At 69.4% G+C, this 26,392-nt stretch carries 24 protein-coding genes; 14 read left to right on the top strand and 10 right to left on the bottom strand.

From position 1 onward, the window contains the following. The first annotated feature begins 61 nt into the window (after positions 1-61). A complete protein-coding gene (locus G6N49_RS06030) occupies positions 62-1,150 on the top strand; it encodes a class I SAM-dependent methyltransferase (protein WP_011560765.1) in 1,089 nt (362 codons plus the stop codon). On the opposite strand, the gene G6N49_RS06025 is transcribed toward G6N49_RS06030, so the two are convergent. After that, positions 1,151-2,113: a GlxA family transcriptional regulator gene (locus G6N49_RS06025; protein ID WP_011560766.1), complete on the bottom strand. Its 963-nt coding sequence runs from the start codon at positions 2,111-2,113 to the stop codon at positions 1,151-1,153. Positions 2,114-2,207: 94 nt separating this feature from the next. Here G6N49_RS06025 and G6N49_RS06020 point away from each other — a divergent pair, with 94 nt between their 5' ends. After that, positions 2,208-2,864, top strand: a complete 657-nt coding sequence (locus tag G6N49_RS06020) for a DJ-1/PfpI family protein (protein WP_011560767.1) — start codon at positions 2,208-2,210, stop codon at positions 2,862-2,864. Continuing rightward, positions 2,861-3,178: a hypothetical protein gene (locus G6N49_RS06015; RefSeq protein WP_011768293.1), complete on the top strand. Its 318-nt coding sequence runs from the start codon at positions 2,861-2,863 to the stop codon at positions 3,176-3,178. Before G6N49_RS06020 ends, G6N49_RS06015 begins: the two co-directional genes overlap by 4 nt. On the opposite strand, the gene G6N49_RS06010 is transcribed toward G6N49_RS06015, so the two are convergent. Both G6N49_RS06010 and G6N49_RS06005 read right to left on the bottom strand, forming a co-directional pair. Next, positions 3,175-4,881 carry an Hsp70 family protein gene (locus G6N49_RS06010; RefSeq protein WP_011560769.1) on the bottom strand — a complete coding sequence of 569 codons (1,707 nt, stop codon included), beginning with the start codon at positions 4,879-4,881 and terminating at the stop codon, positions 3,175-3,177. The genes G6N49_RS06015 and G6N49_RS06010 overlap by 4 nt on opposite strands. Before the next feature lies 1 nt (position 4,882). Next, on the bottom strand, positions 4,883-5,956 hold the full coding sequence (locus G6N49_RS06005; RefSeq protein ID WP_011856070.1) for an NAD(P)H-dependent amine dehydrogenase family protein: 1,074 nt from the start codon (positions 5,954-5,956) through the stop codon (positions 4,883-4,885). A gap of 45 nt (positions 5,957-6,001) precedes the next feature. On the opposite strand from G6N49_RS06005, the gene G6N49_RS06000 reads away from it, so the two are divergent. Beyond that, positions 6,002-6,757 carry a 3-oxoacyl-ACP reductase family protein gene (locus G6N49_RS06000; RefSeq protein ID WP_011560772.1) on the top strand — a complete coding sequence of 252 codons (756 nt, stop codon included), beginning with the start codon at positions 6,002-6,004 and terminating at the stop codon, positions 6,755-6,757. A gap of 15 nt (positions 6,758-6,772) precedes the next feature. On the opposite strand, the gene G6N49_RS05995 is transcribed toward G6N49_RS06000, so the two are convergent. Beyond that, complete coding sequence (locus G6N49_RS05995) at positions 6,773-7,306, bottom strand: hypothetical protein (RefSeq protein WP_011560773.1); 534 nt, start codon at positions 7,304-7,306, stop codon at positions 6,773-6,775. A gap of 120 nt (positions 7,307-7,426) precedes the next feature. Here G6N49_RS05995 and G6N49_RS05990 point away from each other — a divergent pair, with 120 nt between their 5' ends. The 6 genes from G6N49_RS05990 to G6N49_RS05965 are packed head-to-tail and all read left to right on the top strand — an operon-like array spanning position 7,427 to position 13,558. Next, positions 7,427-8,965, top strand: coding sequence for an ABC transporter substrate-binding protein (locus G6N49_RS05990; RefSeq protein WP_083045358.1), 1,539 nt, complete (start codon positions 7,427-7,429; stop codon positions 8,963-8,965). Beyond that, positions 8,962-9,930, top strand: coding sequence for an ABC transporter permease (locus G6N49_RS05985; RefSeq protein ID WP_011560775.1), 969 nt, complete (start codon positions 8,962-8,964; stop codon positions 9,928-9,930). Before G6N49_RS05990 ends, G6N49_RS05985 begins: the two co-directional genes overlap by 4 nt. Then, positions 9,927-10,826, top strand: a complete 900-nt coding sequence (locus G6N49_RS05980) for an ABC transporter permease (RefSeq protein ID WP_011560776.1) — start codon at positions 9,927-9,929, stop codon at positions 10,824-10,826. The genes G6N49_RS05985 and G6N49_RS05980 overlap by 4 nt, the downstream gene beginning before the upstream one ends. 14 nt (positions 10,827-10,840) lie before the next feature. Beyond that, the gene (locus G6N49_RS05975) at positions 10,841-12,454 is read left to right on the top strand and encodes an ABC transporter ATP-binding protein (RefSeq protein WP_041309737.1); all 1,614 of its coding nucleotides are present in this window, start codon (positions 10,841-10,843) and stop codon (positions 12,452-12,454) included. A gap of 13 nt (positions 12,455-12,467) precedes the next feature. Then, a complete protein-coding gene (locus tag G6N49_RS05970; protein ID WP_011768294.1) occupies positions 12,468-13,208 on the top strand; it encodes an SDR family NAD(P)-dependent oxidoreductase in 741 nt (246 codons plus the stop codon). After that, the gene (locus tag G6N49_RS05965; protein ID WP_011768295.1) at positions 13,205-13,558 is read left to right on the top strand and encodes a hypothetical protein; all 354 of its coding nucleotides are present in this window, start codon (positions 13,205-13,207) and stop codon (positions 13,556-13,558) included. The genes G6N49_RS05970 and G6N49_RS05965 overlap by 4 nt, the downstream gene beginning before the upstream one ends. On the opposite strand, the gene G6N49_RS05960 is transcribed toward G6N49_RS05965, so the two are convergent. Both G6N49_RS05960 and G6N49_RS05955 read right to left on the bottom strand, forming a co-directional pair. After that, positions 13,555-14,871 carry a glycoside hydrolase family 183 protein gene (locus G6N49_RS05960; RefSeq protein ID WP_011856071.1) on the bottom strand — a complete coding sequence of 439 codons (1,317 nt, stop codon included), beginning with the start codon at positions 14,869-14,871 and terminating at the stop codon, positions 13,555-13,557. The two genes, G6N49_RS05965 and G6N49_RS05960, sit on opposite strands and share 4 nt — an antisense overlap. 192 nt (positions 14,872-15,063) lie before the next feature. Further along, positions 15,064-15,357 carry a hypothetical protein gene (locus tag G6N49_RS05955; RefSeq protein WP_011560780.1) on the bottom strand — a complete coding sequence of 98 codons (294 nt, stop codon included), beginning with the start codon at positions 15,355-15,357 and terminating at the stop codon, positions 15,064-15,066. Between the two features lie 183 nt (positions 15,358-15,540). Here G6N49_RS05955 and G6N49_RS05950 point away from each other — a divergent pair, with 183 nt between their 5' ends. Both G6N49_RS05950 and G6N49_RS05945 read left to right on the top strand, forming a co-directional pair. Next, a complete protein-coding gene (locus tag G6N49_RS05950; protein WP_011560781.1) occupies positions 15,541-16,107 on the top strand; it encodes a CsbD family protein in 567 nt (188 codons plus the stop codon). An 18-nt stretch (positions 16,108-16,125) separates the two neighbouring features. Then, entirely contained in the window at positions 16,126-16,809 is a 684-nt protein-coding gene (locus G6N49_RS05945; protein ID WP_011560782.1) for a hypothetical protein, read from the top strand. A 6-nt stretch (positions 16,810-16,815) separates the two neighbouring features. On the opposite strand, the gene G6N49_RS05940 is transcribed toward G6N49_RS05945, so the two are convergent. Next, positions 16,816-18,384 (bottom strand): serine/threonine-protein kinase, encoded by a 1,569-nt coding sequence (locus tag G6N49_RS05940; protein ID WP_011560783.1) that lies wholly within the window; start codon positions 18,382-18,384, stop codon positions 16,816-16,818. 214 nt (positions 18,385-18,598) lie between these two features. Here G6N49_RS05940 and G6N49_RS05935 point away from each other — a divergent pair, with 214 nt between their 5' ends. Next, positions 18,599-21,466 carry an MMPL/RND family transporter gene (locus G6N49_RS05935; protein WP_011560784.1) on the top strand — a complete coding sequence of 956 codons (2,868 nt, stop codon included), beginning with the start codon at positions 18,599-18,601 and terminating at the stop codon, positions 21,464-21,466. Between the two features lie 4 nt (positions 21,467-21,470). On the opposite strand, the gene G6N49_RS05930 is transcribed toward G6N49_RS05935, so the two are convergent. From G6N49_RS05930 to G6N49_RS05920, 3 genes are all read right to left on the bottom strand, one after another. Beyond that, positions 21,471-23,804, bottom strand: coding sequence for a Tex family protein (locus G6N49_RS05930; protein ID WP_011560785.1), 2,334 nt, complete (start codon positions 23,802-23,804; stop codon positions 21,471-21,473). A gap of 62 nt (positions 23,805-23,866) precedes the next feature. Then, a complete protein-coding gene (locus tag G6N49_RS05925; protein ID WP_011560786.1) occupies positions 23,867-24,523 on the bottom strand; it encodes an Rv1733c family protein in 657 nt (218 codons plus the stop codon). A gap of 215 nt (positions 24,524-24,738) precedes the next feature. Then, positions 24,739-25,206, bottom strand: coding sequence for a hypothetical protein (locus G6N49_RS05920; protein ID WP_011560787.1), 468 nt, complete (start codon positions 25,204-25,206; stop codon positions 24,739-24,741). Positions 25,207-25,332: 126 nt separating this feature from the next. On the opposite strand from G6N49_RS05920, the gene G6N49_RS05915 reads away from it, so the two are divergent. After that, positions 25,333-26,376, top strand: coding sequence for an NAD(P)-dependent alcohol dehydrogenase (locus G6N49_RS05915; RefSeq protein ID WP_011560788.1), 1,044 nt, complete (start codon positions 25,333-25,335; stop codon positions 26,374-26,376). The last annotated feature ends 16 nt before the right edge of the window (positions 26,377-26,392 follow it).

Here is a 26,392-nt window from a genome sequence, read left to right as displayed (position 1 = left end):
GCCGAATCCGCCGCGCGGCGACTACCGTCGGAGGTGTCGTCCGTTCGAAGGAAGTCCGCTCGTGCCCGAGTCCAGCGTCGTGGTCCGTCCGCAGCCGATGGACAGCGCCTACTTCACCGCCGGATCGCGGCTGCAGGCGGCCGGTCTGCGTCCGGCCATCGCCCTGTTCGAGCAGGCCGCTCGGGTGGTGCCGCTGCCCGCGCCGCCGCAGCCCATCGCGATCGCCGACTACGGCGCCGCCACCGCGCACAACTCGCTGCTGCCGATCTGCGCGGCGATCGCCGTCCTGCGCACCAGGACCACCCGCGAGCACTCGGTGCTGGTGGCGCACACCGACGTACCCGAGAACGACTTCACCGCGATGTTCCGCACGCTGACCGAGGACCCGGATTCGTATCTCCGCAAGGACGGCGCGTCGTTCGCGTCGGCGGTCGGCCGGTCGTTCTACTCGCAGATCCTGCCGTCCAACAGCGTGACCCTGGGCTGGAGTTCGTATGCGATTCAGTGGCTGAGCCGGGTGCCCGCCCCGGTGCCCGATCATCTGCAGGTCGCCCACACCGCCGAGGAGGCGCTGCGCACCGCCTACGCCCGCCAGGCCGCCCACGACTGGCATGAGTTCATCGCGTTCCGGGGCCGCGAACTGTGTCCGGGCGGGCGTCTGGTGGTGATGACCATGGGCATCGGTGAGGACGGCGAGTACGGCTACCGGCCGCTGCTGGCCGCGTTGACCGATTCGCTGACAGAACTCGCCGGGCGGGGGCTGGTGCGCCAGGACGAAGTGGTGCGCATGACGATTCCGACCGTGAGCAGACGTGCCGCTGATTTCATGGCGCCGTTCGCCCCGTCGGGCCGTTTCGAACGCCTGGAGATCGAACACCTCGAGATATTCGACGGTGAGGACAGGTTCTTCGCCCAGTACCGAATGGACAAGGACGCCAAGGCTTTCGGCGACAACTGGGGTCAGTTCGCAAGGGCGTCGGTGTTCCCAACGATGGTGGGCGCCCTCGACGGCGGCCGTGACGATCCGCGTGCCGGACAGTTCCTCGACCGCCTCGAGGCCGGCATCGCCGCGCGCCTGGCCGCCGCACCGGAGCAGACGCAGATCCCGCTGGCCCATCTCGTGCTGCACAAGCGGCCCAAGAACCGCTGATCAGCCGGCGACGCGCTCCCGGAACGTGTTGCGGTAGCTCAGCGGTGCGACGCCGGTGAGCCGGCGGAACTGTTCGCGGAAGTTCGCCGGTGAGCTGAACCCGACCTGGCGGCCGACGCGTTCGACGCCGAAACCGGTGGTCTCCAGGAGTTGCTGGGCGTGCCGGACCCGCACCCCGGTCACCCACTGCATCGGGGTCTGACCGGTCTCGGCCTGAAAGCGCCGGTTCAGCGTGCGCACGCTCATCGACGCGTACTGCGCGATGTCGGCGAGCGTCAGGTCCCGGTGGGCGTGCTCTTCGAGCCAGGCCAGTACGCCGTCGAGGCGGGTGTGTTCGGCGAGCGGACCGGTGGCCGCCCGGTTGCGCAGGATGAACTGCGCCTGCCCGCCGCCGCGGTGCAGGGGTGCGACCGCCATGCGGGCGGAGTCCGCGGCCACCGCGGCGCCGTGGTCGCGCGCCACCATGTGCAGGCACAGGTCCAGACCCGCCGACGCGCCTGCCGAGGTCAGCACCTGTCCCTCGTCGACGTAGAGCACGTCCGGGTCCAGATGCACGGCCGGGAACGCGGCGCGGAACGCGTCGGCGGCCATCCAGTGGGTGGTGGCCCGCCTGCCGTCGAGCAACCCCGCCGCGGCCACCGTGAAGGCGCCGGTGCAGATCGACGCGACCCGCGCACCCGCGGCGTGCGCGGCGCGCAACGTCTCCAGCACGTCGGCGGGCGCCTCGGCGCCGATGTCGTTGCAGCCCGGCACCACGATCGTGTCGGCGTCGGCCAGCGCGTCGATGCCGTGGTCGGTGCCGATGCGCAGCGGCCCGGCGTCGACCTGCGCTGCGGTGGCGCAGACCCGAACGTCGTAAGCCGTTGTGCCATCGGTTTTTCGGGCGCGGCCGAACACCTCCACGGCGGTGGCGAGGTCGAAGGCGATGACGTCCGGCAGGGCCAGGACCGCGACGGTGTGCATGGCGGCACCATAACAGTCACGCTGGCAAGATATCGGCGTGGTTTGGCGATCTGGCCACTCCCGGAGCGCAGCCGGCGCGGGCACGCTGGTCGGCATGGATGCCCAGATCGTGCTGTTCGACGGATTCGACCCACTCGACGTCATCGCGCCCTTCGAGGTCCTCGTCGCCGGCAGCGACGCCGTCGGGGGTGACCTGACCGTGGAACTCGTCTCCGCGGAGGGACCGCGGCCGGTGGTCAGCGGCAGCCGGGGCCTGGTCCTGCACGCGACGTCCGGATTGGACCCGCACCGGCCGGGTTTCGTGATCGTGCCGGGCGCCGCTGGGCCGATCGAGGGTGACCCCGACGAGGGGGTCGAGACCATCCCGGTCCTGTTGGCGCGCTTCGGCGATACGGTGGCGATCCCGCTGATGCGCCGGGCCATGGCCGATCCGGAGGTCACGGTGGCCACAGTCTGTGGCGGCTCCCTCGCCCTGGCCATGGCCGGTTTGCTCGAAGGCAGGTTCGCCGTCACCCACCACCTCGGCATGGACATGCTCGAGGCGACCGGCGCGCACGCCGTACCCGCCCGGGTGGTCGACGACGGCGACCTGGTCACCGCCGCGGGGGTCACCTCCGGGCTGGAGTTGGCGCTGCACCTGCTCGACCGCAGCTACGGCCCGCAGATCGCGGCCGCGGTCGAATCGCTGTTCGCCTATGAACGGCGCGGCACGGTGTGGAGCAACCGCGGCCGCATCCCGGTGTCGGTGTGACGGGGGTCGTCGGCCAATGGGACGTGCGGATCAGGACCCCGATCGGATCCCTTTCCACCACTTACGAATTCGTCGTTGACGGAGGAGCCCTGCGTGGCAGCGCGACCTCCAGGGACGAAACCGTTGCGCTGCACGACATCACGGTCACCGACGAACCGGACGGACAACGGGTGACGTGGCGACAGTCGGTGACCAGGCCCATGCGGCTGCACCTCGCCTTCGACGTCGTCGTCGCCGGCGACCGGATGACCGGCCACTCGCGGGCCGGCCGGCTGCCCCGCTCGGCGGTGACCGGCGTGCGCCGCGCGCGCTAACCGCCGAAGCCGGGAGGTGCCGGGACGAACGGCAGACCCGGGATCGTGGTGTAGGGCAACGTCGGGATCACCGGCGGCGGCTGCGTGGTGGGCGGCGGGGGTGGCGGCTCTTCGGCCGGCGGCGGGGGCGGCGGCTCCTCGGCCGGCGGTGGCGGTGGCGGCTCCTGGGCCGGCGGCGGCGGTGGCGCCTCGGTGGCCGCCGGCGGTGGCGCCTGCTGGGTGACGGTCTCGGGCGCGGGGGCCTGGGGTTCGGGATTGTCGACCGGCGGTGGCGCGGCCGGCGCCGGGCCCTCGGTGGTCGTCGTCACAGGGGTGGTGGTGTCCGTCGTCGCGGGTGCGTCACCGTCGTCGCGGTTGACCAGGAACACCGCCGCGGCGAGCGCCGCGAGCACTGCCGCCGCCCCGATCGCCAGCGCCACCGGCGTCCGCCGGTACCACGGCACCACGGCGGGCCGGTCGTCCGCGGCGGACTCGGCGGCGCCGAACATCAGTCGCGGCCGAAGATCCTGCGGGTCGGCGGCCGGGTCGGCCTCGTAGGCGGCGGGTGCGACATCGGGGATGTCGTCGGCGTCCGACCACGCCAGCGCTCCGAAGGTGCCCGATTCGGCGTTTTCGAACGCGGCCGGCGCGGCCGCCGTGAGCGGGGCTGCCGCGGCGAGTGCGGTGTGGTCGTCGTCGGGCCCGCGCACGGCGGTCAGCCCGGCACCGATCGCGGCCGACAGTTCCGGCCGCGGGGTGGTGACCACAGGGACGCGGAAGTTCTCCGACAGGGCGGTCGTGACGATCGGTATGCGCGCACCCCCGCCTGCAGTGGCCACCGCGGCCAGGTCGGCCGGTCGCGCACCGGTGCGCTCGATGGTGTGGCGCAGCACGTCGACGAATTCGGCGAGTGGGCCGCGCACCACGTCGTCGAGTTCGGTACGCGTGACCCGGACCTCGCCGGCGCTGCCCGGCAGTTCGGCGCTCAACGCGGTCACCGTGTCGGTCGACAACCGCTCCTTGGCGGCGCGGCACTGGCCCCGCAACCGGGTCAGTGAGCCGATCGCCGACGTTCCGGACAGGTCCGCCGAGTCAGGGACACCGGCGAGGACGTGCGTCAGCAGCGCCTGATCGATCAGGTCACCGGACAGGTCGAGATGGCGGACGGTCGGGGCGACGGGTCGATATCCGTCGGCGGCGTCCACCACGGTGATGCTCGTCCCCGAGCCGCCGAAGTCGCAGAGCGCGATCAGGCCGCGGGTGGGCAGACCCGGTTCGGCCTGCAACGCCGTCAGCGCGGCCGCCGCGTCGGGCAGGACGGGGGTGGCCGGGCCGAACTCGGCGATCTCGGCCAGGGCGGCGCGCAGCGCGTCGACGGATCCGGCGTGCCAGTGGGCCGGGTGGGTGACCCCTATCGGTGCGCCCGGTTCGTGACCGCGGGGCAGCGCATAGAGCAGGGCCCGCAGCGCATCGGCCACCAGCGTCGCGCCGCGGTGGCTGGTCCCGTCGGCGGCGAGGATGCCGACCGGGTCCCCGACGCGGTCGACGAAGTCGGTGATGACGAGCCCGCGCTCGTCGAGGCGGGGGTTCTCGCTCGGCACGCCGACCTCCGGCGGCCGGTGCGGGAACAGCGTCAGCACCGGTGAGCGCCGCACGGCCGCGCGGTCCACGACCACCGCCGTCAGTGCGGTGGCCCCGATCGACAGCCCGGTTGCGTCCGTCATGTCAGCGAATTGTGCCCGCTCCGGCGATCAACGGTAAATCCAGTGCCGTGACCCACCCCGGCCGCAGGTCGTTGACGGCGGGCACCGCGTTGAGCGCCCGCATGCCGGTGGCCAGGCAGCCGGCGGCGGCGGCGTCGCGTCCGGAGCCGTCGGTGAAGCGGAACGCGGTCTCCTGCACGATGCTCGGCGTGCCGTCGATCTCGACGCGGTAGACGTCGTTCTGCGTTCCCGACGGCCAGTCAGGTGCGGCGTCGGCGCCGATGCGGTTGACGTGTTCGAGCTGGATGCGGGTCTCGCCGCGGTAGACGCCGTTGATGGTGAACCGGACCGCGGCGACGCTGCCCGCCTCGATGACGCCCTTGGCGCTCGTGCGCTCCGTCGGCGTGACCCACTTGTCGTAGGTGGTGGTGATCTCGTCGAGCATGATGCCCGCCGCCTGAGCGATCATCGGAACCGTTGCCCCCCAAGCGAATACGAGGATGTCGGGGGTTTCGAGCAGCGCGCGGTGCCCGGGTGGCCTGCCGATGCCCATCTCGTTCTCGTAGTCGCCGGTGTAGTTGGTGTAGTCGAGCAGTTCGGCCGCGCGGACGCGCTTGACCTCTGAGCACACACCCATCAGCGTCATGGGGAACAGGTCGTTGGCGAAACCGGGGTCGATGCCGGTGGTGAAACACGACGATTCACCGAGTTCGCACGCCTCGGTCACCGGCATGATCCACTCGGGCGGGTTGAGGTGCATGGTGGGCCACACCCACGGCGTCATCGCCGTCGAGCACACGTCGATACCCGCGCGCAGGAAGCGGGTGATCACCGCGATGTTGGCGTCGGCATGTGCGGCGGTGGGCCCGAAGTGCACCAGGGCGTCGGGGTCGAGCGCGATGAGCGCGTCGACGTCGTCGGTGGCGGTCACGCCGATCGGGTGGCCGAGCCCGCAGATCTCCCCCGCGTCGCGTCCGACCTTGGCCGGGTTGCTCACCCCGACGCCGACGAGCTCGAAGAGCGGATGCCGGTCGATCTCGGCGATCACCATCTTGCCGACGAAGCCGGTGCCCCACACGACGATCCGTTTGGTCATGCGCTCTTGCCTTCCGTCGGGATGTGTTCACCATAGGGTGAGACCATGACGGCTGCGGTGGAACAGAGACTGGCCGGTCGGCGGGCGCTGGTGACCGGCGGATCACGCGGTATCGGCGCGGAGATCGTGCGCCGGCTGGCCTTCGAGGGGGCGGCCGTGGCGTTCACGTACGGGTCGTCGGTGAGCGATGCGGACAAGGTCGTGGTCGACGTGTCCCGCGGTGGCGGCCGGGTGTTGCCGATCCGCGCGGACAGTTCGGACGCCGGGCAGATCGCCTCGGCGGTCGACGAGACGGTCACCCGCCTCGGCGGCCTCGACATCCTGGTCAACAACGCCGGGGTGGCCCATCTCGGCGCGGTCGAGTCGTTTCCGCTCGACCAGTTCGACCGCCTGGTGGCGGTCAATGTCCGCGGCGTGTTCGTGGCGATCCAGTGCGCGGTCCCGCATCTCGGCGACGGCGGGCGCATCATCAACATCGGCAGCGTCAACGCCGACCGGGTCCCGTCGCCCGGTCTGTCGGTGTACGCGATGACGAAGGCCGCGGTGGCGGGGCTGACCCGCGGCCTGGCCCGCGAACTCGGGCCGCGCGGCATCACGGTCAACACCGTCGCGCCCGGGCCGATCGCGACGGACATGAACCCCGCCGAAGGCGAGTTCGCCGACGCGGCAAGGGAAATCATCGCCGTCGGGCATTACGGGAACCCCACCGACGTGGCGGGCGTGGCGAGCTACCTGGCCGGCCCCGACGCCGGCTACGTGACCGGCGCCAACTGGACAGTCGACGGCGGGTTCACCGCCTGAGCGGCCCGCAGAGATCTAGAAGCAGCGCCGCAGGCCGCCCGGCTCACAGATCAGCGGGTACTTGTCGACCGGGATCGGCAGTTCAGTCTTGTACGCCAAACTGAACGGCGTCTTGATCATCGTGGCGGGCAGTTCGCCGTTGCAACCCGGCGCGTGGGTGTTGGTGCGCGTGCCGGACATGGTTTCGGTGTTGAACTCGTAGATCTCGACGACCTGCAGTGGACTGCCGTCGGAGCAGGTGATTCCGTCGGCGATCGTGGTGTCGTAGGCCCACACACCGTTGGTGAGCACCGCGTCCCCACCCTGGACGCCCTCGAACGACGTCACGTGCAGCCGGCAGGCCACCGGTAGGTACAGCGGTTCGCGCAGGTCCCCCACGGTGGGGACACACGACGGGAAGATCGTCCACTCACCGCTCAGACCGTCGGCCTGGGTGTAGGTGTAGATCCCCTGCAGCACCTGCTGCTCGGCCTGCGCCGGTCCGGCCGCGCCGACGGCGACCCCGAGCGCCAGGACGACGGCGGCGATCACTCGCGAGATGGTGGTCATCGGGGTCAGTATGGCAGTCGGCCTCCCGTGAAGTCACCGGTTCACCGCTTCGGCGTTTGCGGGGACGACCGCGTGGGGTAAGAAGCGGGGAGGTGCCCGATTGATCTTGAGGTGGTCGTGATGCGGCGTGACGCGGTGCAGGCTGCCGGCCTGGCCCTGATCGTGGCGCTGCTGCTGGCGGTCACGGGCTGTTCCACCGCAGAACGCGTAGACCTCGGTGACGCCACCTCGGGCAATCTCGTAGCCGCGATCGCGGGCGAACCCGACCAACTCGACCCGCACAAGACCAGCGCGTACTTCTCGTTCGAGGTGCTCGAGAACGTGTTCGACACCCTGGTCGAACCCGACGCCGCCCTCGAGATGCGCCCGGCGCTCGCCGAGAGCTGGGAGGTCAGCCCCGACCAGCGGGTGTGGACGTTCCACCTGCGGCGCGGCGTGACCTTCCACGACGGCTCGCCGTTCACCGCCGACGACGTCGTCTACTCCTACCGCCGCATCATCGACGAGGAACTCACCAACGTCGACAAGTTCAGCGCCGTCACCGACGTCACCGCCGTCGACCCCGCCACCGTGCGCATCACCGTCGACAAACCCACCCCGAACCTGCTGACCAACCTCGGCGGGTTCAAGGGGATGGCGATCGTGTCGCGGGCCAACGTCGAGAGCGGACGCATCGCCACCCATCCCGTCGGGACCGGACCGTTCTCGTTCGCCGGCGCCACCAGCGGTGACTCGATCACGTTGCGCGCCAACCCCTCGTTCTGGGGTGGACCGCCCCGCATCTCGGGGGTCACGTTCCGGTTCATCTCCGAACCGTCGACGGCGTTGTCGGCCCTGCAGGCAGGCGAGATCGACTGGACCGACTCGGTTCCCCCGCAACGGGTTTCGCAGCTGCGTGACGACGAGTCCCTGCGCCTCGCCGTCACACCGAGCAATGACTACTGGTATCTGGCGCTCAACGAGGCGCGTGCCCCGTGGAACGACGTGCGGGTGCGCCAGGCGATCGCCTACGGCATCGACCGCGAGGCGATCGTCGCCGCCACGAGCTACGGCACCGCGGCCGAGAATCAGCTCGCGATCCCCGAGGGCAACCCCTGGTACACCCCGTACGACCGGTACTCCGCCGATCTCGAGAAGGCCAGGAGCCTGCTGGCCGAGGCGAACGCCGAACCGGACCGGCTCGACATGCTGGTCACCAGCGAGTATCCCGAGACGGTCACCGCCGCGCAGATCATCGCCGACAACCTCGCCCCGCTGGGGATCACGGTCGACATCCGCACCGTGGACTTCGCCACCTGGCTCGACGAACAGAACAACGGCAACTTCGACATGCTGATGATGGGTTGGCTCGGCAACATCGACCCCGACGACTTCTACTACGCCCAGCACCACACGAACGGCACCAGCAACGCCCAGAAGTTCTCCGACCCGGAGGTGGACCGCCTGCTCGACGCCGGCCGCGTGGAGACCGACCGCGACGCGCGCCACGACGTCTACGCCAAGGCCGCCACCCGCATCGCCGACGAGGTCAGCTACATCTACCTCTACAACCCGTCGGTCATCCAGGCCTGGACCCCGGCCCTGTCGGGATACGAGGCACGCCGCGACGGTGCGGTCCGCTTCCGCGACGCCGTCCTCGGTGAGGACGAAAGCTCATGACGGCGTTGCTCACCCACCCCGTCGTACGCTTCCTCGCCCGGCGGATCGCCTATTCGCTGGTGGTGCTGATCGGTGTGCTGGTCGTGGTGTTCGCACTCGTGCAGTTGGTGCCCGGTGACCCCGTGCGCATCGCGCTGGGAACCCGCTACACCCCGGAGGCGTACGAGGCGCTGCGGTCGGCGAGCGGCCTGGACCGCCCGTTGATCGTGCAGTTCTTCAGTTATCTGGGCAATGCGCTCACCGGTGATCTCGGGGTGAGTTTCCGCAACGGCGACCCGGTCACCGCCACCCTGCTCGACCGCCTGCCCGCGACGGTGTCCCTGGGGTTGGTGGGCATCGTGTTCGCACTGCTCATCGCGGTGCCCGCGGGCATCTGGGCAGCGCTGCGCGAAGGCCGGGTCAGCGATGCGATCGTGCGGGTGAGCAGCCAGTTCGGGGTCTCGGTCCCGGACTTCTGGCTCGGCATCCTGTTGATCGCGCTGTTCTCGTCGACGCTGGGGTGGCTGCCGACGTCGGGGTACCGACCGCTGTTCGACGATCCGGCGGGCTGGCTGCGCCACATCGTCCTGCCGGGGCTGACCGTCGGATTGGTGGCGGCGGCGATCATGACCCGCTACATCCGGTCCGCGGTGCTCGAGGTCGCCTCGATGGGCTACGTGCGGACCGCCCGGTCGAAAGGCCTTGCGCCGCGGGTGGTCACGCTGCGCCACACGGTGCGCAACGCGCTGATCCCGGTGCTCACCATCACCGGTATCCAACTCGCCACGATCCTGGGCGGCGTCATCGTCGTCGAGGTGGTCTTCGCCTGGCCCGGCCTGGGCCGGCTCGTGTACAACGCCGTCGCCGCCCGCGACTACCCCCTCATCCAGGGCGCGGTGCTGCTGATGGCCGCCCTGTTCTTGCTCATCAACCTGATCGTGGACGCGCTGTACGCGGTCGCCGACCCGAGGATCCGGCTGTCATGAGCGCCCCCGCCGACCACACCAGCCCCGAAACGCGAATCGCGTCGTGGCGGTTGCTGCTCGGCAACCCCGTCACGGTCGTCAGCGCGGTCATCCTCGCGGTGGTCATCGTCGTCGCGCTGTTCGCACAGTGGCTGATCCCCTACGGCGTCAACGACATCGACGTGCCGAACGCGTTGCAGGCCCCCAGCGGCGCGCACTGGTTCGGCACCGACGAACTCGGGCGCGACGTGCTCTCACGCGTACTGGCCGCGATCCAGGCGTCGATGCGGGTGTCGGTGGTCAGCGTGTCGTTCGCGGTCGTGGTCGGGGTGACCGTCGGTGTGGTCGCCGGATACCGCGGCGGGTGGCTGGACACCGTGTTGATGCGCATCGTCGACGTGATGTTCGCGTTCCCGGTGCTTCTGCTCGCGCTCGCGGTGGTGGCGATCCTCGGGCCGGGAGTGACGACGACGATCTTGGCGATCGGCATCGTCTTCACGCCGATATTCGCCCGGGTGGCCCGGGCGAGCACCCTGTCGGTGCGGGTGGAACCCTATGTGGCGGTGTCCCGCACGATGGGCACCGGGCACCTCTACATCCTGACCCGGCATGTGCTGCCGAACATCTCGGGACCGCTGATCGTGCAGACGTCGCTGTCGCTGGCGTTCGCGATCCTGTCCGAGGCCGCGCTGTCGTTCCTCGGTCTGGGTATTCAACCGCCCCAGCCGTCGCTGGGTCGGATGATCTTCGACTCGCAGGGTTTCGTGACGCTGGCGTGGTGGATGGCGGTGTTCCCCGGCGCGGCGATCTTCGTCATCGTCCTGGCGTTCAACCTCCTCGGCGACGGGCTGCGCGATGTGCTGGATCCCAAGCAGCGCACCATGATCGAGGCACGCGCACGCGAGGAGCGAGAATGACACCGGAGAAAGCAATGACCGAACCGGTCCTCGACGTCGCCGACCTGCAGGTGCGGATCGGCAGGCGCGACATCGTGCGCGGGGTCTCGTTCACCGTCGAGCGGGACAAGACGCTGGGCATCGTCGGCGAATCGGGGTCGGGCAAATCGATGACGGTGCTGGCCGCCACGGGTCTGCTGGACGCCCCCGGCGCGGTGGTCGGCGGCTCCAGTCGGCTCGGCGGGCAGACGCCGACGCAGTTGGTCGGCGCCTCGGCCCGCACGCTGCGGTCCGTGCACGGCGGGCGCATCGGTTTCGTGTTCCAGGACCCCGGTACGTCGCTCAACCCCCTGCTGACGCTGGAACGTCAGATCACCGAATCCCTCGAGGCGCACCGGAACATGACGCGCCGGCAGGCCCGCGAACGCGCCCTGGAACTGCTCACCGCGGTGGGACTGCCGGAGGCGGACCGGCGCCTGGACTCCTACCCGCACCAGTTGTCAGGTGGGCAGCGCCAGCGGGTGATGATCGCCATCGCCCTGGCCTGCGACCCGGAACTGCTCATCGCCGACGAACCGACCACCGCACTCGACGTCACCACGCAGGCGCAGATCATCGACCTGGTGCGGGATCTGCAGCGTGACTTCGGCACCGCGGTGGTGTGGATCAGCCACGACCTCGGGGTGATCGGGCAGGTCGCCGACGACGTCACCGTGCTGCAGAACGGGGTGGCGGTCGAGCAGGCCCCGGTGCTCGACGTATTCGACCACCCGCAGCACGACTACACCCGCGAGCTGCTGGCGGCGCGCCCGCTCGTCGGCGGTGACGGTCCTCCAGCCGCCGACCCGGACGCTCCTGTCCTGCTCGCGGTCGACGGCCTCGACGTCCGGTTCGACGTATCCGGTCCGACGGGCCGCTCGACTGTCCATGCGGTGCAGGATCTTTCGTTCCAGATCCGCCGCGGCAACACACTCGGCCTGGTCGGCGAGTCCGGGTCCGGGAAGTCGACGGTCGCCGCCGCGCTGACCGGTCTGGTCGCCCCGCACGCCGGGTCGGCGACGCTGGACGGCGTCGACGTGCTCGCCGTGCGGGGCGCCGACGAGAAGCGGCTACGGCGGCGGATCAGCCTGGTGTTCCAGGATCCGTTCTCCTCGTTGAACTCCCGGATGCGGGTGGGTGCGGCGATCGGTGAACCGCTGGCGGTGCACAAACTGGTCGACGGGCGGGCCGGCCGCCGGGCGCGGGTCGCCGAACTGCTCGACCTGGTCGGGTTGCCCACCGACTTCGCGTCGCGCTACCCGCACGAACTGTCCGGCGGTCAGCGCCAGCGGGTGAGCATCGCCCGCGCGCTGGCGACCGAACCTGATCTGCTGATCCTCGACGAATCGACTGCCTCCCTTGATGTCTCGGTCCAGTCCAAGGTGCTCGACCTGCTGGCCCGACTGCAGCGCGACCTCGGGCTGACGTATCTGTTCATCGGCCACGACCTCGCGGTCATCCAGCGGATGAGCCACGACGTGCTGGTGATGCGCGACGGTGCGGCGGTCGAGTACCGGCCGGCGACGGATTTGTTCGCCGCCCCCGAGCAGCCGTACACCCGGGACCTGCTGGCGGCCGTGCCTCCCGCCCGGCCCCGTGCGTCGGCGTGAGACAGTCGTCGCCATGACACAGCTGAGCGGCAAGGTGGCGTTGGTGACGGGCGCGTCGTCGGGGTTGGGTGCGGCGACGGCGAAAGTGTTCGCCGAGCGCGGTGCGACGGTGTTCGGGATCTCCCGCGACGCCGACCGGATGGCGTCGGTGTTCGCCGACGTGCCCGGCGGGACGTACGCGTCGGTCGACATCACCTCCCCCGAGGCCTGCCGCCGAGCCGTCGACGACTGCGTCGCGAAGTTCGGCAGGCTCGACGTGCTGGCGAACATCGCCGGCTACCACCAGATGCGGCATACCCCGACGATGTCCGATGCCGACTGGGACCACGACCTCGCCGTCAACCTCAACGGCCCGTTCTTCCTGTGCCGCGCCGCGTTACCGCACCTGCTCGAGACCGGCGGCAGCATCGTCAACGTCGCCTCCATCGCGGGTGTCGAGGGTGAGGTGTACTCGGCGGGCTACTGTGCGGCCAAACACGGTCTGGTCGGTCTGACGCGCGCACTGGCCATCGAGTTCACCGCGGACCGGGTGCGGATCAACGCCGTCTGCCCCGGCGGCATGGTCACCCCGCAGACGACGGAGTTCTCCGCACCCGATCAGGCGGACTGGAACCTGATCATGCGCATCGCCGCACCCCGCGGGATGATGGATGTCGCCGACGTCGCCAAGACCATCGCGTTTCTGGCCAGCGATGACGCCGCGGCGGTGCACGGCGCGGTGTACGTGGTGGACAACGGGAAGACGGCAGGATGACGCGACTCCCAGGTGTGGTGCGGTCGAAGGCGACCCGAGCGAGCGCAGGGGTGGCCAGGTCGGTGGGGACCCTCAACAGCGCAGGCGTCTCGGCGTCCGTCGGCACCATGAACAGCGCCGGGGTGACCGGCTCGATCGGCACCGCCGGCAGCGCTGCGGTGGCCGGAAGCGCGCTCACCGCACTGTCGTTCGCGATCAGCGCGTGTCTGGCCTGCGTGGGGTGTTTCGCGTGCGCCAGGTGCGTCGCGTGCCTCGGCTGCGCCCGGTGCTCGAATTGTGTTGGCTGCGTGGGGTGTTACAACTGCTCAGGGCTGCGGAACGCGGTCGGCCTGCGGGATGTGCACGTCTAGCCCAGAGACGTGTGCATGAGCAGCGTGCTGTAGTCCGACCAGCGTGACAGCGTGAAGTACAGGTCGCGGCCCTTCGACCACGGGTGGATGTACGGGGCGTAGATACCGCCCGGCACCGCGGCCGAGGTGACGACCGTCTTCGCCGAACTCCACGGCCCCTCGGGTTTGTCGGCGGTGCGCATCACCACATCGCTCACCGTGTTGGTGTAGAGCATCACGAACTTGTTCAGGTGGTCGTTCCACGCCACCGACATCTCGCTGCCCGGCGCCCACACCACCTGGACCGCCAGGAACGGGAAGCCGCGCAGCCAGCCGAAGGGCGTGTAGTACTCGTAGGCGGATTTGTCGGCCACGGCGTTCTCGTTGACGCGGGACAGGAACGGCATACCGCCGCGGCCGGCCCCCGTGCCGTAGGCGTAGACGTAACCCTTGTACCGCAGGTACGCACCCATCTGGAAGTTCTGGTCGCCCCAGACGAACTGCACGCCGGGCACGGTGTTGAACCAACTGGGCCGGATGCTGGTGCGTGGCACCGTCCACGTCTCGCCGTTGTCGTCGGAGACCGCGACGGCCGAGAAGTTCGTCGACCACTGTCCGGGGGCGCCCCACTGGCTGACCGACATGAAGTTGACGTATTGCCGGGTGCCGACCGAGATCCCGGCCGTGGGGATGACAGTTACCTCGGTGGCGGCCAGGTTGAGGCTCTGGATCACCTGCCGGGAGAAGCTCGGCCGGTCGGCGTTGACCGGTGAGCCACCGAACCTGTCGCCGGGCACCGGGTCGGTGACCGTCATCCCGTTGGAGAGGTCGGTGGTCGCGCTGCGGAAAAGGGTGTTCTTCCGCCACTCCTGGTCCTGCAGGCTGCAGTTGCCGAAGGTGTCGCCGAACGCGATCAGCACCTGGCGCTGCGCACCGGAGTTCCCGTTGTCCCACAGGATGCCGAGGTCGGCACCGGAGATGCCGAACCGCGGGTAGGACGACGAGTTCGGGCCGGCGATCGTGTCGACGATGGTGGCGCCCGCCGCGGCGGGCGCCGCTGCCGCGGTCGGCGCGGTGTCGGGGGCGACGGCGGCGTCGGACTGGGCGGCCTCGGCGGCGGTCGTCTTCGGCGCCGGTTTGCGCCCGATCGGCAGGTGCAGGATCGGGAACCGCGGGATGGTGAACGAAGGGTTGGCGCTGCGGGCCGACGGCGCCGCGACCGGAACCGAACACGGGTCGGCGGCGGCGGGCGGGCTCGTCGCCACCGGCACCACGAGCGACGCCAGGGTCGTCGACGCCACGGTCAGCGCCGCCAGTCGTCGCATGGCCGGCATGTCACACCTTTCGGACCGCATGAAGCGAGATACCGGTGTGACAGTAGTGGTTTGTGTGGTTGACCGACCGGCTCAGCGAGGGAACCGCAACGGCTTCGTGATCGATCCGAGATCGTTTGCCATGACCAACTGACGTCTACGTCAACGCAGCACGCGATGAATCACCGCGCACTTTATTTGTTTGCGCAAAGGCTAGCTGGCGGCGCGGCCGAGCAGGATATGGGGCGTGCGGTGGGTTCCGTCGAGCTGACGGGCGAACTGATCGCGGGCGGCGAGCACCACGTTCTGCAGGCGGGCGACGTGGGCGGACTGACCCCCGACTGCGGCGGCCGCATCGGCCACCTCGTCGATCGCCTGCCAGGTCTGGGCGCTCAGCGGGGTCAGGGGCTGGAGATGTGCGTTGCGAACGCCGGTGCGGATCGCCTCACACAACCAATGTTCAAAGTTAATTCGAAGGGTTTCCTCAGGGAATTCATTGGTATACATGTTCGCTGTCCTCCGCACGCCAAGCTGTTTAGGCTGTTCACAGCTTCGCGTCTGATCTTACCCCCCTTTGCAATCTCCCAACCCTCCAGATCGGGTGAGCGGCCGATAGTGGCCCAGGCCACATCGACGTGTCGTTCCCAGGCGAGTGGGCATGCTGCTCCAGGTACCTACTGAGGGGAATTCATGACTGAGAACAACAAGTCCGACCAGGCACGTAAAGGCCTCATCGACTCGGTCAAGGGCAAGGCCAAGGAAGTCGTCGGCGCCGTCACCGGCAACGACTCCCTGACCGCCGAGGGACAGCTCGAGCAGACCCAGGCCAAGGAACGCAAGGCCGCGAACGCCCAAGAGGCGCTCGCCGAGGCCGAGGCCGAACAGGCTCGCCAGGAGGTCGCGGAGGCGCGGCAGGAGGGTGCGCAGGAGCGCGCGGCCGTGAACGCCGAGACCGCCGCCCAGGAGCGCGCGGCACGCGCCGACCAGGCCGCCCAGAAGCAGCAGGCCGAGCAGGCGGCGGCGCAGCGGGCGGCCGCAGACACCGCCCAGGCCGAGACCGAGGCCCAGCGCCGTGCCGAGCGGGCCGACGCCGAGGCCCGCGCGGAGAAGGCCGCGGCCACCGCCGAGGTCGCCGACGCCGCCGCTCAGCGCAACGACGCCTTCAAGGTCGCCGCGGGCGCGAAGGCCGAGGCCGAGCGCATCCGGCAGGAAGCCGACGAACTGGCCGCCGACGCCGATGTTCCCGAACAGCGATAGAGAACCCAGGAGTAATTGATGAGAGTCACCGACGTCCCATTCGCCGTACTGCGATTCCAGTACCAGATCGCCCGGATCCCCCTGCAGGTGATCGAGGACCGGGTCGTGGCACGCCTCGACGCAGAGGCACCCGCCCGGCTGTTCTACGAACGCTCGCTGGGCATGCTCGACCTCGCGGTCGGCAATGCACTCAGCGCACCCGAGGTCGAACATCGCGGCGCGGCGTTGATCGAGCGCAGCGAGGCCCTGCGCCGGGCGGCTCAACTCGACGAGACCGCCACCGAGGTGCACCAGCAGGCCGAGGCGAATCTCGAATCGACCCGCGAGCAGGCCAAGCGCGAGCAGATGCAGGCGGAGCAGGACCGGGAACGTGAGATCAAGGAGTCACGCGAGACGGCGTCCGAGCGTAAACAGAATGCCGTGCAGACCGCCCAGAAGAAGGCCGCCGACGCCAAGCAGCAGGCCGACCAGATCGCTGCGCAGCGGGTGAAGTCGGCCGAGGCCGCCCGCCGCCAGGAAGAGGCCGTGATCTCGGCGACCGAGAGGAGCATCGAGAAGGTCGCGCAGGGCAAGCTCGACGACGCCGCCGACAAGGCCGGTAACGCCGCCGCCAAGCGGGCGCAGGCCGACCGCGTCGAGGATCTCGCGGAGACCGAGAAGGAAAAGCGTCAGCAGGAGCGCGCGGCGAAGAACGGAAACTAGCCGCAGCTAGTCCGAGTAGTACTCCAGTACGCGCTCCGAGGTATCGGCCCGGCCGTTGCTCACGATGGTGAGCCGGTCGGGCCGAACTTCGTAGCGGGCACCGCCGGACGGGTCGACCACGTCGTATCCGCCGCCTGCGGGCTTGGCATCCTGCAGCTCGATCGTCGCGCCGTCGCTGAGCCGTTCGCCGCGGTAGTAGTACTCGTCATCGTCGTTGCGGCACACGATGGCCAGTGACTGCGCGGTGCGCACCATCGCCGCCGGGGAGCCGCCGGATTCGCACCGTGCGTAGTGGCCGACGAAACCCTGCCCGTCGGCCCCCGACACTCCCGCCGGGGCGGTGGTCGACGTCGACGGCGAGGTGCTCGTCGTGGACGGCGTGGTGCTGGTGGTCGACGGTGTGGTGCTCGGGGTGGTCGACTCGGTGGTGGTCGGGATGCTCTCGTCGTACGGGGCGGTGGTGGGGGTCAGCGTCGTGCGGGCCGTGGGCGTGCTGTCCTGCCCGTTGAACGCGAGGATCGCGGCCAGCACGGCGGCCACCCCGAACATCACGATGATCGCGGCGATCAGCACCACCTGTGCGGTGTTCTTCTTCGCCTGCGGTTTCGCCGGGGGTCGAGGCGCCGCGGGCGGATACGGGGTGAAGCCGGTGGCGGCGGGGTTGGCGAACACCGACGAGAATTGGCGGGTGCTGTTCGGCGGCGCTGCGGCGGCGGCACCGGCGGCGGGCGCTGCGGGCTGCATCGCCGCGGCGGAGGCCGCCTTGGCCAGGTCACCGGCGGTCGGGAACCTGTCCCCCGGCTGTTTGGCCATCCCCCGGGCGATGACGTCGTCGAACGCGCGGCTGATCCCGCGCCGCATGATGCTCGGCCGCGGCGGCGGCGCGAACATATGGGCGCTCATCAGTTGTTGCAGGGCACCGGTCTCGAACGGTGGTTTACCGGTCAGGCACTCGTAGAGCAGGCAGGTCAGCGAGTACACGTCGGCGGGCGGGCCGACGGGTCCGCCGCTGAACCGCTCCGGCGCCATGTACGCCGACGACCCGACGATCATCCCGGTCGACGTGACACCCGGATCCCCACCGGTGTGGGCGATCCCGAAATCCACCAGATAGGCGAAGTCGTCGGGGTTGAGCAGGACGTTCTCGGGTTTGACGTCGCGGTGGACGAGTCCGTCGGCATGCGCGGCGTCGAGCGCCGCGGCGACCTGGGCGATGATCGAGGCCGCCCGTTTGGCGTCGAGGGGCCCGCCGGCCTGCAATACGTCCTTGAGGCTGGCGCCTTCGACCAGGCGCATGTCGATGTAGAGGACACCGCCGATGTCACCGAAGTCGTGCACCGGGATGACGTGCGGTTCCTGCAGCCGGGCCGCGACGCGGGACTCGCGGCGGAAGCGCTCCTGGAAGCTCGGGTCGGCGGCCATCTCCGCGCGCAGCAGTTTCAGCGCGACCGTACGGCCCTTGACCGTGTCGTAGGCGCGGTACACCTCGCCCATCCCGCCGACTCCGATCAGGGACCGGAGTTCGTACGGGCCGAACCGGGTACCGAGCCGCGAGCCGCCGTGCGGGGTGGCCATCAGAAGTGAGTCCTTTCAGTCCGTCCCGACCGTACCGGTACCGACTACCCGCCGGATCCGGTGACAACAGTGTTCCCGGTCGGCCGGGGACGGATTCGTGGCACATCCCACACGCACTTCCACGAGCGGACCGGTGCCGAGAGGGAGGCCCCTAAAACGTTGCGCGGTCTGCTATCACTACTCACGACACCACGTCACGGAGGATTTCACCACGTTGCCCAACTCGCACGTTGAGGCTGGGCGCCGTCTCGGTCCCCCGTCAGAACGCACTGCTCGCACCGGTCCGGCGAAATGGATCCGGCGGTTCGCGATCCCGATCATCCTCGGCTGGATCCTGCTGGTCGCGGTCCTGTCGCTGACGGTGCCGCAACTCGAGGTCGTCAGCCAGATGCGGTCGGTGTCGATGGCCCCCGCCGAAGCACCCTCGGTGATCGCCATGACCCGCGCCGGGGAGGTCTTCGAGGAGTTCGAATCCGACAGTTCGGTCATGATCGTGCTGGAGGGCGAACAGCGCCTCGGCGATGAGGCGCACCGCTTCTACAACGACATGGTCGACCGGCTCGAGGCCGACACCGTCCACGTCGAACACATTCAGGACTTCTGGGGTGATCCGCTGACCGAGGCGGGCGCGCTGAGCGGCGACGGCAAGGCCGCCTACGTCCAGCTGTATCTGGCCGGCAACCAGGGCGAGGCGCTGGCGAACGAGTCGGTCAAGGCCGTGCAGGACGTCGTCACCGGTCTGTCGCCCCCACCCGGGGTGAAGGTGCACGTCACCGGCGGCTCGGCGCTGGCCGCCGACCAGCAGATCGCCGGCGACCGCAGTGTGCGCGTCATCGAGATGGTCACGTTCGCCGTGATCATCGTGGTGCTGCTGATCGTGTACCGGTCGATCACCACCGTGCTGCTGGTCCTCGGCATGGTGCTGCTCGGTCTGTCCGCGGCGCGCGGTGTGGTGGCGTTCCTGGGCTACCACGAGCTGATCGGGCTCTCGACGTTCGCGACCACGCTGCTGGTCGCGCTCGCGATCGCCGCGGCGACCGACTACGCGATCTTCCTGATCGGCCGCTACCAGGAGGCCCGCACCGCAGGCGAGGACCGCGAGTCCGCGTTCTACACGATGTTCGCCGGCACCGCCCACGTGGTGCTCGGCTCCGGTATGACGATCGCCGGTGCGACGTTCTGCCTGAGCTTCACGCGGTTGCCGTACTTCCAGTCGCTCGGCGTCCCCCTGGCCGTCGGCATGACCATCGCGGTGTTCGTCGCGCTGACCCTGGGTCCGGCGTTGATCACCGTCGCCACCCGGTTCGGCCTGCTGGAACCCAAGCGGGCGATGCGGATCCGCGGCTGGCGCCGCCTCGGTGCGGCGGTGGTCCGCTGGCCCGGCCCGATCCTGCTGCTCACGATCGCGCTGTCGCTGATCGGTCTGCTCACCCTGCCGGGTTACAAGACCAACTACAACGACCGCAACTACCTGCCGGACGACCTGCCCGCGATGGAGGGTTTCGCGGCCGCCGAACGGCACTTCTCCGTCGCCACGATGAACCCCGAACTGCTGCTCGTCGAGACCGACAGGGATCTGCGCAACCCCGCCGACTTCCTCGTCATCGACAAGATCGCCAAGGCGGTCTACCGCGTCGAGGGCATCGGGTCCGTTCAGGCCATCACCCGCCCCCAGGGCAAACCGCTGGAGAACGCCACCATCCCGGCGCAGATGAGCCTCGGCGGGGTGATGCAGGCGATGACCCGGCCGTACCTGCAGGGGAACATGGAGATGCTCCTGCTGCAGGCCGACGAAATGGAGAAATCCGTCGACACGATGACCGAGATGATCGCGTTGATGGAGCAGATGAGCGCGACCACCCACGACCTGGTGGGCAAGTCCAAGGACCTGTCCGTCGAGATCGCCGAACTGCGGGACAGCATCTCCGATTTCGACGACTTCTTCCGGCCGATCCGCAACTACTTCTACTGGGAGCCGCACTGCTTCAACATCCCGGTGTGCGCGTCGATGCGGTCGGTGTTCGATGCCCTCGACGGGGTCAACACCATGACCGAGGACTTCCAGGCGATCATCCCGGACATGGAGCGGCTCGACGCGCTGATGCCCCAGCTTCTGGCGATCATGCCGCAGACGATCGAGACCATGCAGACCGCGCGCGCGACGATGCTGTCGATGCACTCCACGCAGTCGGCCCTGCTGGAGCAGCAGGCCGCGATGGACGTGAACTCGACGGCGATGGCCGATGCGTTCAACGAAGCCATGAACGACGACACGTTCTACCTGCCCCCGGAGATCTTCGAGAACGAGGATTTCAAACGCGGTATGGAGAGCTTCATCTCGCCGAACGGCCGCGCGGTCCGGTTCATCATCTCCCACGAGGGTGACCCGCTGACAGTCGAGGGCATCGAACGCATCGACGCCATCGAGACCGCGGCCAAGGAAGCCATCAAGGGCACCCCGCTGGAGGGTTCGCGCATCTACATCGGCGGCACCGCCGCGGCGTTCAAGGATATGCAGGAAGGCAACAACTGGGATCTGCTGATCGCCGGAATCGCCGCGCTGTCATTGATTTTCATCATCATGCTGATCCTGACGCGGGCATTGGTGGCCGCGGCGGTGATCGTCGGCACCGTGGTGCTGTCACTGGGCGCGTCGTTCGGGTTGTCGGTGCTGGTGTGGCAGCACGTGTTCGGGATCGAACTGCACTTCATGGTGATGGCGATGGCCGTCATCATCCTGTTGGCCGTGGGCGCGGACTACAACCTGCTGTTGGTCGCGCGCCTGAAGGAGGAGATCCCGGCGGGGATCAACACCGGGATCATCCGTGCGATGGGCGGAACCGGGTCGGTGGTGACAGCCGCGGGTCTGGTGTTCGCGTTCACAATGATGTCGATGGTGGTCAGCGAGCTGACCGTGGCCGCGCAGATCGGCACGACGATCGGCCTGGGACTGATCTTCGACACGCTGGTGATCCGGGCGTTCATGACGCCGTCGATCGCGGCGCTGCTGGGCCGCTGGTTCTGGTGGCCTCAGCGGGTGCGTCAACGGCCGGCGACGACGGGTTCACTGATCCGCCGCTGAACCCCTACCGACCGAAGCCGGCGTCGCGCAGCGCCTGCGCCATCGACCCCGACGGTGCCTTCTCGCGACGATCGTTGTCGCGCTTGGGGTTTCGCTTCTGCTGTGGCCGCGGCGCGCCGGCGTTCTGGCGCGGTTTGGCCTTGTCGCGCTGCGGTGTGTCGCCCAGGCGCAGGCTCAGCCCGATCCGCTGCCGGTCCACGTCGACCTCGACGACCTTGACCCGCACCACCTGACCGGACCGCACCACCTCGTGCGGATCGGAGACGAAACGGTCGGCCATCGCGGAGACGTGGACCAGCCCGTCCTGGTGCACGCCGACGTCGACGAACGCCCCGAACGCGGCGACGTTGGTCACCACCCCCTCGAGCACCATGCCGACCTTCAGATCGGCCACCTTCTCGACACCGGCCGCGAACGTCGCCGTCGAGAACGCCGGCCGGGGGTCACGGCCGGGCTTCTCGAGTTCGGCCAGGATGTCGCTGACGGTCGGGATGCCGAACCGGTCGTCGGCGAAGTCGGCGGGTTTGAGCGAGCGCAGCTGCCGTTCGTTGCCGATGATCTCGGTCAGGGTGACCCCCGACCGGTCGAGGATGCGCCGCACCACCGGGTAGGCCTCGGGGTGCACACCGGAGGCGTCCAGCGGATCGTCCCCGCCGGTGATCCGGAGGAAGCCCGCGCACTGTTCGAAAGCCTTGGGCCCCAAGCGCGGGACGTCCAGCAGTGCTGTGCGGTTGCGGAACGGCCCGGTCTTCTCACGGTGGGCGACGATGGCCTCGGCGAGCGTGTCGGTGACACCCGACACCCGGGACAGCAGCGGCACCGACGCGGTGTTCAGGTCGACGCCGACGGCGTTGACGGCGTCCTCGACCACGGCGTCGAGGCTGCGCGCCAGGGTCCCCGGCGTCACGTCGTGCTGGTACTGGCCCACCCCGATCGACTTCGGCTCGATCTTGACCAGTTCGGCGAGCGGATCCTGCAACCGGCGTGCGATGGACACCGCACCCCGCAACGTCACGTCCAGCGCGGGCAGTTCGTGCGCGGCGTACGCCGAGGCGGAGTACACCGACGCCCCGGCCTCGCTGACCATCGCCTTCACCGGCGCCTTGGCCCCCGCCGCCGCGATGTCGGCGATGAGTTCGGCTGCCAGCGCGTCGGTTTCGCGCGATGCGGTGCCGTTGCCGACGGCGATCAACTCGACCCCGTGGCGGGCGACGAGCGCCGCGAGCGTGGCCTTGGCCTGATCCCACTGCTTCTGCGGCTGATGCGGGAAGATCGCGCAGGTGTCGACGACCTTGCCGGTGCCGTCGACGACGGCCACCTTGACACCCGTGCGGAAGCCCGGGTCGAGGCCCAGGGTGGTCCGGGAACCCGCGGGGGCGGCGAGCAGCAGGTCCTTGAGGTTGCGGGCGAACACCGCGACCGCATCCTCTTCCGCGCGTTGCCGCAGGCGGACACGTGCGGCGACGGCCGCCGAGACCATCAGCTTGACCCGCCACGCCAACCGGACGGTGGTCGCCAGCCACGGTGTCGCCGGGGCCGTCGACGCCATGTCGATGCCCAGGGTCTGGGCCACCATCGCGAGGTAGAGGTCGTCGTCTCCCCCGTCGAAGTTCAGCGACAGCACCTCTTCCTTCTCGCCGCGCATCACCGCGAGCACGCGGTGCGACGGCATGTTCTGCAGGGGTTCGGAGAATTCGAAGTAGTCGCGGAACTTCTGGGCCGCCGGGGTCTTGGCGACCTCGTCGGAGCGGGGTGAGGTGCGCAGCGCCCCGTCGGTCCAGAACTTCTCGCGTACGGCGCCGACCAGATCGGCGTCCTCGGCCGCACGCTCGATCAGGATGTGGCGCGCCCCGTCGAGTGCGGCGGCAGCGTCGGGCACACCGTCGGCGAGGAACCGAGCCGCTGCATCCTCGGGGACCAGCGTCGGATCGGCGAGCAGGCGGTCGGCGAGCGGTTCGAGGCCCGCCTCCCTGGCGATCTGCGCCTTCGTGCGCCGCTTCGGCTTGTACGGCAGGTAGATGTCCTCGACCCGCGACTTGGTGTCGGCGGTCAGCAGCGCGGTTCTGAGGTCGTCGGTGAGTTTGCCCTGCTCCTCGATGGAGGCCAGCACCGCCGCCCGCCGCTCGTCGAGTTCCCGCAGGTAGTTCAGGCGTTCTTCGAGCGTGCGCAGTTGCGCGTCGTCGAGGCTGCCGGTGACCTCCTTGCGGTAGCGGGCGATGAACGGCACGGTGGCGCCTTCGTCGAGCAACCGGACGGCGGCCGCGACCTGCCCCTCACCGACGGCGAGTTCCTCAGCGAGACGGGCATTTACGGATCTGACGGTCAGGCTCGAAGTCACGCCGAGACCCTACCGAAGCCGGCCGACAAGTCGCGGCAGCGGTCGACCGGCGCGGCGCTCGGTCAGGGATGGGTGGTGGTGTGGCCACCACCGTCGACCAGGGTGTCGAGGTCGTGTTGCCACGCGGCGGACCGGATGCGGTCACACGTCATCTGGACGAGCGTGGAGAGGATCGCCGCACCCGCGGCCACGCTCAGCCAGATCGCGGCGGCGCCCGCCACCGCCTCGACGGCGGCGCGCGACGCCGGCGCCGGGGCGAGCACCCGGGCGCCGTCGGCGTCGATCCACAGGTCCACGGCGTCGCCCGGGTCCACCGAGCCGTGCGCCTGCACGGTCTCGGTGTGGCGGGTGTCGCCTTCCCACCACTCCACCGGGACGGTCATCATGCCGGTCCGGGTGAACGACCGGTACTCCGGCACATCGGTGACCACCGCGGTCACGTGTTGCCTGGTCGCGTTCTGTTCGTTGTAGAAGTGGCTGCGGGAGTCGTGGATCGCGGTGCCGATGGCGGCGGCGACGGGCACCGCGAGCAGCACCACCACGATGGCCAGCGTCACGACGAGCGCCTCGAACCGGTCGGTGGGGCGGACCAACGGCCCGCGGTCGAACAACCGCACGAGAAGGGGCCACCGGGGCACGCGGATCTCGAAGGGTTCCATGGCATCGTCGCGCCGTCGACGCGACGTGTCGTGCCGAGGGGCCGGTTCGTGGCGCTTCACCGTGATCTCCGTCCGTCGGCGAAACGGCCACCGGAGGTGAGCGCGGCGATCACCACCCACCTCCTCGAATCGATCCATCGGTTGATTCCATGGTGGACGAGTTGTCCGCCGCACGGTTAGCCCGAACTCGACAACGTCGCGGCGGGGAATTGTCTGATTCTCACAGGACCGATGACGCAATTCGCCGTGGCGGCGGATTGCGCGTCACGCCGGGCTCACTGGCGCACGGACTCGCGCTGTTCGGTCGTTGCGGCGGGCACGGCGGCGGGGGTGGCGGGCCGGCGCCGCAGGCGGGCGTCGGCGCGGGCGAACCGCCGGTCGAGGACCCGGAAGTCGCGCTTGGTGAGCGTGCGGCTGATCCGGGCGAGTTGATCCAACTGTTCCCAGCTCAGACCGTCGAGGTCGCCGTCGGTGTCGTGGGTGGCCACGACCACGCCGCCGCGCAGGAGCGGGACGTTCTTGGCGGTGAACCCGGTGGCGGCCAGCAGCAACTCGGTGGCGCTGCGATTGACCCGGCGCTGGCAACGCCGCGTGGTCGGGGTGAACCAGAAATCGAACTGGCGATCACCGCTGGACAGGCTTTCCAACCCGTAATCGCTCACGAGATGGGCGATATCCGCTTTGCTGAAGGCGCGGGTTTCGTAAACCACGCCCTTGGGATCGATATAGAGGACGGTGTTCATGAGGAGTCCTTTTCGCTGGTGGATTCGGTTGAGATGGGCTCTCGATAATGAGGTTTGCCGTGATACTTCTGTGATAAACGTGAAATTTGTGACCAATGTGACAGATGATTCGAATTGAGGTCCACGATGAAGGCAATGCAGCTCTCCGCCTGGCAGACGCCGCCGGAGATCCGGGAGGTTCCGGAACCCGAGCCCGGACCCGGTGAGGTGGTCATCCGCGTCGCGGGCGCGGGCGCCTGCCACTCGGATCTGCACCTGCTCCACGATTTCGCGCCAGGGATGATGCCGTGGAATCCGCCGTTCACGCTCGGCCACGAGAACGCGGGGTGGGTGCACACCCTCGGCGCCGGGGTGAGCGGTTTCAGCGTCGGTGAACCCGTCGCGGTGTACGGACCGTGGGGATGCGGACGCTGCAAACGGTGCCAGGTGGGCATGGAGAACTACTGCGAGCGCGCGGCCGATCAGCCGGCGGCCGGCGGTGGGCTCGGCTACGACGGCGGCATGGCGGAATACATGCTGGTGCCCGCCGCCCGCCTGCTCGTCCCGCTCGGTGACCTGGACCCGGTCGAGGCCGCCCCGCTGACCGACGCGGCGCTGACGCCGTATCACGCGATCAAGCGGTCCCTTCCGCTGCTCACGCCGGGGGCGACCGCGGTGGCCATCGGCATCGGCGGGCTGGGTCATCTGGGCGTGCAGATCCTGCGCGCGTTGACCGCCGCGCGGATCATCGCCGTCGACAACCGGCCCGAGGCGTTGCGCCTGGCCGAGCGCAGCGGCGCCGACCACGCGGTGCGCGCGGGCGACGACGCGGCCGGCGAGATCCGCGACCTCACCGAGGGCCTCGGCGCCGACGTGGTCGTCGACTTCGTCGGGGTCGACGCCACCCTGGCGCTGGCCACCGCGGTCGCCCGGCCACGCTCGGACATCACGGTGGTCGGCATCGGCGGCGGCACTGTGCCGTTCGGCTTCTTCTCGGTGCCCTACGAGGCCAGTCTCGCGACGACCTACTGGGGCTCCCGCCCGGAGCTGATGGAGGTGCTCGAACTGGCCCGCCACGGACGGATCAAGACAGAGGTGCACCGGTTCCCGCTCGAGGAGGGACCGCAGGTCTACGAACGTCTCGCCGCGGGCGAGTTCACCGGACGCGCGGTCATCACCCCGAACTCATGAGCCCAAAGCCCCGAGT

Source organism: Mycolicibacterium monacense (genome assembly GCF_010731575.1).
In the GTDB taxonomy this organism is placed as follows: Bacteria; Actinomycetota; Actinomycetes; order Mycobacteriales; family Mycobacteriaceae; genus Mycobacterium; species Mycobacterium monacense.
Note: the sequence above shows the minus strand (reverse complement) of the source record. Positions and strands in the feature narration are given on the sequence as shown.